Here is an 8,520-nt window from a genome sequence, read left to right as displayed (position 1 = left end):
TATCATGTTGTCCACAAAGATAGAGCGGACGAATAAACTTAATAAATGTTCCATATTATTCAATTAATATTTTTTATTCAACACCCTATTATTTTTCCTGCAGCTCTTTATGTTTAGCACGCTGGTACCATATGATACAAGCCACGATAATCAAAGCCATAGGAGGCATCAACATCAAACCGTTGTTCACATAGCCTGCATCCTTAAGCCACTGATAGTTCAGGATATTGAAACCGAGCAGTGTTCCTGAACCGAGAAGTTCGCGGAAGAAAGCTACGATGATAAGAATCTTGGCATATCCAAGACCGTTACCGATACCGTCAAGACATGATTCCCAAGGACCGTTTGCCATAGCGAATGCTTCAAGACGTCCCATCAGGATACAGTTAGTAATGATAAGACCTACGTATACTGAAAGCTGTACGCTCACATCGTATGCAAAAGCCTTCAACAGTTCACTGACGATAGTTACCAAAGCGGCAACAACCACCAGCTGAACGATGATACGGATACGGTTAGGAATAGTCTTACGCAACAAAGAAATCACTACGTTTGAGAAAGCTGTAATGATAGTTACTGAAAGACCCATAACGATAGCCGGTTCCAGTTTAGAGGTAACGGCCAATGCTGAACAGATACCCAGGACCTGTACAGTCACAGGGTTGTTCATGTTTAAAGGAGTAGAAAATACTTCTTTATTCTTAGCTGAAAATAATTTTCCCATTGTTCGTTTCCCTCCTATTATTTAGTAGTTAAAAATTTAGTGTACTGTCCCATGCAGTTCTTAAGCATGGCATCAACACCGTTTGAAGTGATTGTACCACCTGAGATACCGTCAACTTCGAACTCAGGATTTGCCACCTTACCGTTCTTAACAACACTCAGTGCTACACTTTCACCTTCCATAACATGTTTTCCGATGAAAGATGTCTGGAAATGAGGAGTAGCGATTTCTGCACCAAGACCAGGAGTTTCAGATGCATGAGAGAAGTATGTACCGAATACAGTGTTCTTGTCTTCATCAAGAGCTACATAACCCCAGATAGCGCCCCAAAGTCCGGCACCGTAAACAGGAACCACGTATTTAGTCTTACCGTCGATTTCACATACAAACACGTGAGCACGACCGTTTTCCTTGAATTCTTTTTCGTAAGCTGTTACGAATTTGCCGTCGTATTCTTTCAAAGAACCGTCTTCTGCAACAATCATATCAGACTTAACCACTTTGCTGAACTCTGCGTCAGCATCCTTAACTTCTGTGATACCCAAAGAAGAAAGAATCTGTTTTTTAGTATCGAGTTCTACGTTCTTGCCCTGAAGGTCACGCAAAGATGAGTTTACGAAAGCCAGCAGGAATGCTACGATAACAACCATTACCGAAGCATAAATTATAGTATATGAGTTACTATTAGTATTCATTGTTTTCGGTTTTTATTTGTTAGACATAGCACGTTTTGCACGACGTGAAATATTGTTCTCAACGATTACATAGTCAATCAGCGGAGCGAAGATGTTCATCAGCAGGATGGCAAGCATCATACCTTCCGGATAACCTGGGTTCAACACACGGATGATGATAGCCATCATACCGATGAGCAGACCATAGATGAACTTACCGTTCTCAGTACGTGAAGATGTAACAGGGTCTGTAGCCATGAACACTGCACCGAAGCAGAAACCACCGGCACACAAGTGCATGTACCAAGGCATGTTAGCCATAGCTGTATCAGGACCTGCAACATTGAATATCCAAGCCATCAATGCACCACCTACGAATACTGAAATCATTGTCTTCCAGCTTGCTACGCCTGTCCACAGCAGGATAACGGCACCAATAGCGATAGCGATAACTGAAGTTTCACCGATTGAACCAGGGATGAAACCGAAAATCATATCGCTCAAAGAAGCAGATATAGGAGTTTCAGTAGCAGCCTGACCAAGAGGAGTTGCAGCAGTCAAGGCATCGATGTCTTTACCAAGACCGAAGATACTGTTGCTTGCTACCCATACAGTGTCACCGGACATCTTGGTTGGATAAGCGAAGAACAGGAATGCACGTGTAATCAATGCCGGGTTGAAGATGTTCATACCTGTACCACCGAATACTTCCTTAGCGAAGATTACAGAGAATGCTGTTGCTACGGCAAGCATCCACAACGGACAGTCAACAGGAACAATCATAGGAATCAACATACCTGAAACAAGGAAACCTTCCTGAATTTCTTCCTTCTTCCACTGAGCTACAACGAACTCGATTCCAAGACCTACAACGTATGAAACGATGATTTTTGGCAATACGGCAAGGAAACCGTAACCGAATTTCTGAATGAAGCTACCTTCGATGCCTGCAAAAGCATAGTGCTGGTAACCTACGTTATATATACCGAACAGCAATGCCGGTATAAGCGCAATAACCACGATAGACATGATACGTTTGCTGTCTATAGCGTCGTGGATGTGCGTACCAGTCTTCGATGTTGTATTCGGAACGAAAAGGAATGTTTCGAAACCGTCGAATACAGAACGAAAAGCCTGGAATTTGCCGCCCTCTTCAAAGTTTGGCTTTATCTTATCGATATAATTTCTTAACGCTTTCATTATTATTTATATTCTTATATACACATTATATATATATTAACACATTTCACGACGGAGCATGTCAAGACCTTCGCGAACGATACGCTGAAGTTCCATCTTCGAAGAACATACGAACTCACAGATAGCGAAATCTTCAGGAGCTACTTCGTAGATACCAAGCTGTTCCATGCGGTCGATATCACCGGCAATGACAGCCTTGATAAGATATTCAGGAAGAATATCCATAGGAAGTACGCGGTCGTATTCGTTTGACATAATCATGTGACGTTCTCCACCTTTGATACGAGCGTCAAGAGTATATTCTTTCTTGCCCATCAACCAGCTGAAATATGAGTGGCTTGTACTGAACTCGTTGAAACGAGGCATAATCCATCCCAACATTTCGTGAACATCGTTACCTTCAGGGATTACAGTTACCTGACTGTGGAATGCGCCAAGGAAACCGTTAGCAGGAATCTGTTTTCCTGTCAGAGAATTACCGCTGATGTAGCGAAGTTCCTTATCATTGCTTACATTACCTGCAAGGATGTCTGTCAGGAGAGCACCAACTTTCAGTTTGCAATAAGCAGGTTTCTTAACTTCAGAACCTGTGATAGCTACTGTACGAGTCATATCTACACGGCCTGTATTCATCAGACGTCCGATAAAGATAACAGCCTGTGGGTCGATAGTCCAAACAGTCTCACCTTTGTTTACAGGAGCGATGTTGTTAATCTGAACACCAACATTACCTGCAGGATGAGGTCCGTCGAAAGCTGTTACAGTAACGTTCTTAGCCTGTGTAAGAGCAGCAGACTTCTGGTTTACACTAATACTTAAATAAGTCTTGGCCAATTTTGCCAAAGCGTCAAGTCCTGTCTGGAAGTTGTTTTCTTCGCCTTTCAGAGCTATTTCAAAGTCAGGAGCAAGCGGATTTGTATCGAAAGCAGAAACGAAGATAGCTCTTGGAGCTACTGTAGGGTCTGCAATTACATCGTAAGGACGCTGTCTGAAGAAAGCGAACATACCGGCATTAAGAAGAAGTTCCTTAACAGCCTCTGCGCTCATTGCAGACACGTTCTGTTTTCCGAATTCTTCGTAATCCTGTTCGGCTGCTGCCTCTACAGTAATACTCATTACCTTACGTCGAGCTCCGCGCTCTACACTTGTCACTACGCCACTTACAGGCGAAACAAATTTCAGTTCAGGATGGTTCTTGTCAATAAACAAGGGTCCTCCGGCCATTACATACTCTTGTTCCTTAACGACTACCTTAGGAGTTACTCCTGTAAAGTCATCCGGTACTATAGCATAGAACCCAGGTGCCTTTACAGCCACAACTTCTGCAGCTGCCTTACCTTTCAAGTTAATGTTCAGGCCTTTGCGTAATTTAATTACATTTGCCATATCGGGTTATAAAAAATGGTTTTTATATTTTCCGCGCAAAATTAAAGAAAAAATAAGTAAAAATGAACTTTTTCGTCAGATAAATAAAGAATTTTTTCCGTATTTGATTTTAGTATCTAAAAACATATTACACAATTGTCAGTTTCGCCACATAGAGGTTACAAAAACACTGTATGAAACAAATTTTAAAACGATACATCCCCCTATTCTTTCACGTCCCATTTCCGTAAGAAGCTTTTTATCTCTCCTTTCATCCTTAAAGTTATTGTACTTTCCACTTTCGGTTTAAAGGACAATATCTTACGTCCATAAGAAACGGCTGACAGTGTATCTCCCTTTGAAAGATAAAGTTTGAACAGCTTATATCGAGGGGTAATCCTTGAAGGTACCATATCTGAAGCCTTACGGTAATATGTTTCCGATTTATCAAAATTACCTTTCTCCATATTCTCATCCCCTAACAGACAATATATTTCACTGTCAGGACACAAGAATGACGTCCTGTTCAATATATCACTTCTCAAGGAATCCGGAACCGTTTCCATTTGTGAGTACATATACATTATATCAGGATTATATTGGAAATAGGAAAGAAGCTTCGGGTCATGCCAAGCCTTCTTATACAAACCATAGGAGTGGACAGACAAACCGGAAAGGATTGTCAGCACAATGAAAAAGGAAACCTTATATATCAGTCGCGGTATTCTGATGTAAAAGACAGGACGAAATTCCAAAGAACCGACCAAAAAAGCAAACAATGCCAGCAGTAAAACAATGTCAAACGGATAAGAAAACAATGAGAAAACAATAAACGCCCAGAATGATGTAAGCAGACTTTCCGACCGGCAGTCTGACGGACGTACCCTAAAACTCTCTATTATAATCCATATAAAAAAAGCCATTCCCGGCAAACCGTGTTCTGCACCGATATGCAGAATCTCATTATACGGATAAGCCACATTATCCGCAAGCATAATAAAATGAGAATGTGGATGAGTGGCAAAAAAGTCTGCCTGATAAAGCATATAATTGGCTGTCCATCCGCCGGTTCCCCACCCGAAGACAGGATAATCGGAAATAAGCCGGAGAGTATTCAGCCATACTAACAGACGTCCGTCGGCAGAATCAGGTTTCAGGCAGTAAAGGATGACACTGACAGTACTTAAAATCATTAAGGCCGAAAAACACTCAACCACCACCCTTTTTATACGGTTCTCTTGAATAAGATATACTATCCTTCTGATGAAAATGACTACACCCCCTGTGAAAGCCGCCAAAAGGCCTGAACGCGAGCCGGATGCGATAACACCATACATAAGCAATACGCCAATCAGAACCCAGGCAAGTGTACGAATATCATTAATTCCCCTTCTTCTGTAAATCACGTTGATTACTCCGGCACATAATATGCCAAGAAAACCGCCTAATGGTCCCGGATTTCCAAAAGTACCGGTGATATCAAACCGGCTATGATTGCTGGAAATCCAGTGCCATTCTTGCAATAAGACTATTATTACTTCGCATACTCCCCAGCATAGTATAACGTAAGAAGCATACTTCCTTACATATGCAGGAGCAGAACGAGCAAGGAAATACACCATCCCCACCAATGCGTATTGCCATAAGGAGGATATATCAACCGGGACATGCCTGTGCATGAAAATCATAGCGACAAGTATGCCCAGCAAGATATCTTGAATGCGAATAATAAGCATTGTAGTTCTTTTATTTCTTAGAAAAAGGCTTTTTATAAGAAACAACTATTCCACTCTGGTCATTATTATATCCGTAGGTACTGAGAAACCTATTGGATGAACTTCCTCCGCATTCTCATCACCTTCTATCATTTTCCATATGCCAAAATTCTCATTCAAAGTCCAGCGTATCTTATTTTTGGATATATAGTCTATTCTACAAGCAGGTATTCCATTACCATCAAAATGTTTCTTACGCTGGTCATAAAGAGTAGCACCTATAGATTTAGAGTAATAAGAAAAGTAAGAGGCAGTAATATAAATATTCTGTTCAGGACATTTTATGCCGTAAACACGATGAGTGTTTATCTTAAGATAGTCATCAGAATATTGTCCTTTTACACTGACTGAATAACCACCCAATATTTTTACAGTTCTTCCTTTATGTAAAGTTTCACCTTTTACTAATTTTATAGTGAAGGTGGTATCACCTTTCTCGCCTCTCCACGTTCCTATGTAATCGTCAACGGAAACCTGTGCGTTAATACCAACACAAGTACATAAAACAACTAAAAACAAAAATAACTTCTTCATAAATAATAAGCATTAACATTAAACAAAAAATTTTATACTCTCAAGGCACTTTCCACCCTCCCCACTCATTCGTACTTTGATTATATGGGTTAAATATCAATTCCAATCCTGATTTACTGTCATCCAAAAAATCAGAAAATGCTGAAACTATGTTTCCCGCAACACCTCCAGTATTATAAATAAATTCATTAAGGTCTTCTTTCATCTTATCATATGAAAAAGACTCCGCAAAAGCCTTAAAATCTTCTTCTGAAATTATAATAAAGGTCGTACACCCGAATTCTGATATTACACCATACGAAAAATTATCAACATCAAGATAACCACCGGTGTACCTTGAAGTCAGAAGACTTAAGTCTGCAGCCGATGGAATTGGAGCACCTGTAGGGTGTGAATGATACCATTCTGTGATACCTTTACTTATATTACTCCAATCATACTTTATTGAAGTACTTTCTTGATCCTTCGGACCATGAACCACACCTCCAGAACGTATCCATCCATTCTCCTTACGATTTGACTTTTGATAGAAGCTGTCGAATATCTCTTTGACTTTATCCTTAAGGTCATCATTTTTATTTAGAGATTCAATTTTCTCGTTTAGCTCTTTATTTTGTTCATCACCTTCTTTATCTCCTTTATTCTTATCGTTTGTCGAGTTATTATTATCACCAGACACATAACCTCCATCGCCATTATCTGTTTCGCCATCCGGATCCTCATTGCCCGGAAGGAAAGGCATTTCTTCCTCAGTTTCTTCTCCCGGAGTCCACCAATCATCATCATCATCTTCCGGCGGTGTTATTACGACATCAGGCGTTACCGGGGTTAATACGCCATTAATATCTTCCATTATGAAAGCATTACCTTTCTCGTCAACATACCATAAACTGTCTCCTATCTCTATAAAGCCTGAGTCCGATTCCCAACCTCCATCTTCCCAATTGTCCCAATCTTCATCTTCCCACCAGCCATCGTCCCACCAGTCATCCTCCCCGTAGCTACGTGTGGCCACTTTTTTCTTACCTTTCACGACAACGCCATCAAGGATGCTGTAAGCTATCCTCATCTTCTCCTCCATATCTTCCTTCTTACCGGCAAGGAACACGCCTCGCTTCTTTACACCATTCTTATAGTAGTTGACACGAAGAATCATATCCAAATTAGGCATGGTATAAAAGGCTATACCGGAGAAGCCGCCTTTATCGGCACAGTTTATAAATCTGTCACATACTTTCTTCAGATACTTCTTGTCATATTCGGCATCAGGTATCAGATTCAATATGTATGTTCCCATGTTACCGTTGTTCTTGTTCTTGACAACAACCAACTTCTGGTAAACATTGACAGCATACGCCCTTGCCTTTCCATTCTCGTATGTACTGTATATTGCCTTGTAATGTATATCATTCTTTATGGGAATATCATAACATTCAAGTCTACCTTTTGCGGAAGGGACAGCCTTGTCCCACAAAGGTACAAAATCTCCGGGAGTCAAACGCTTGGTCCCTTTTTCCTCAATGGAACGGGATAAGGGCATGTTTCTTGAGTATTGTTTCTCGAAAAACGCTTTGGCTTCATCAATGGTAAAATCATCATGGGCGTCCCGGTCACCATAAAAATCAAAACCGATAGTGTCAGTGCAGTTCCATAAAAACAGGGCTGTCAGTGACAGAAACATGCCAATGTAAATGTATATTGATCTCATATATCGTTCTTTTAAAAATTTAATTACCATAAAACTCGCCGTTTCAATTCGGTTTGATATGTTTCCGGATATATTATTTTCTTCGACATCCTATCTCTCTCCAAAGTTCTACAATCAATCTTTATAAAAATATCAACAGTATATATATTTTTATCATAACACCATTTTGTCAAACTATGAATATATTTATTCTCACCGTATGGCGCAAGGTATTTGTTGGGGGGTATAGGATATTGATCATCAAATATAAATCTGTCTCTCTTACAGAGAATGTTACCATCTATATCTTTATAAATGAATGTTATTGATGAAACATGATTATACTTATTTAAATCCGTTTCTTTGGGTATAAATGTATAAATATTATCTGTTTCATTTTTTAAGTCCAATGTTATTATTTTGTTCACATTATCATAATCAATCTGTATTTTTATCTGAGCCATTAAATATATTGGAGATATAATAATACATAATATAAATAATATCCTTTTCATACGTAAATATTAAGCGTCCTACACATAAAGTAGGACAGGTTTATAC

At 39.8% G+C, this 8,520-nt stretch carries 8 protein-coding genes; all 8 read right to left on the bottom strand.

Annotation, left to right across the window (positions count from 1 at the left end; translation table 11 throughout):
- Positions 1-88: 88 nt before the first annotated feature.
- Entirely contained in the window at positions 89-724 is a 636-nt protein-coding gene (locus QZ379_RS11025; protein ID WP_291564498.1) for an NADH:ubiquinone reductase (Na(+)-transporting) subunit D, read from the bottom strand.
- A 17-nt stretch (positions 725-741) separates the two neighbouring features.
- Positions 742-1,419 (bottom strand): Na(+)-translocating NADH-quinone reductase subunit C, encoded by a 678-nt coding sequence (locus QZ379_RS11020; protein ID WP_291564497.1) that lies wholly within the window; start codon positions 1,417-1,419, stop codon positions 742-744.
- Positions 1,420-1,431: 12 nt separating this feature from the next.
- On the bottom strand, positions 1,432-2,598 hold the full coding sequence (locus QZ379_RS11015) for an NADH:ubiquinone reductase (Na(+)-transporting) subunit B (RefSeq protein WP_291564492.1): 1,167 nt from the start codon (positions 2,596-2,598) through the stop codon (positions 1,432-1,434).
- A gap of 36 nt (positions 2,599-2,634) precedes the next feature.
- Positions 2,635-3,984: a Na(+)-translocating NADH-quinone reductase subunit A gene (locus QZ379_RS11010; protein WP_291564490.1), complete on the bottom strand. Its 1,350-nt coding sequence runs from the start codon at positions 3,982-3,984 to the stop codon at positions 2,635-2,637.
- A 203-nt stretch (positions 3,985-4,187) separates the two neighbouring features.
- The gene (locus QZ379_RS11005; RefSeq protein WP_291564487.1) at positions 4,188-5,699 is read right to left on the bottom strand and encodes an O-antigen ligase family protein; all 1,512 of its coding nucleotides are present in this window, start codon (positions 5,697-5,699) and stop codon (positions 4,188-4,190) included.
- 45 nt (positions 5,700-5,744) lie between these two features.
- Positions 5,745-6,272 (bottom strand): DUF6705 family protein, encoded by a 528-nt coding sequence (locus QZ379_RS11000; RefSeq protein ID WP_291564483.1) that lies wholly within the window; start codon positions 6,270-6,272, stop codon positions 5,745-5,747.
- Positions 6,273-6,312: 40 nt separating this feature from the next.
- Complete coding sequence (locus QZ379_RS10995; protein ID WP_291564479.1) at positions 6,313-7,980, bottom strand: hypothetical protein; 1,668 nt, start codon at positions 7,978-7,980, stop codon at positions 6,313-6,315.
- A gap of 23 nt (positions 7,981-8,003) precedes the next feature.
- Entirely contained in the window at positions 8,004-8,474 is a 471-nt protein-coding gene (locus QZ379_RS10990) for a hypothetical protein (RefSeq protein WP_291564476.1), read from the bottom strand.
- Between the last annotated feature and the right edge of the window lie 46 nt (positions 8,475-8,520).

Source organism: Bacteroides sp., assembly GCF_019417265.1.
Classification (GTDB): domain Bacteria; phylum Bacteroidota; class Bacteroidia; order Bacteroidales; family Bacteroidaceae; genus Phocaeicola.
Note: the sequence above shows the minus strand (reverse complement) of the source record. Positions and strands in the feature narration are given on the sequence as shown.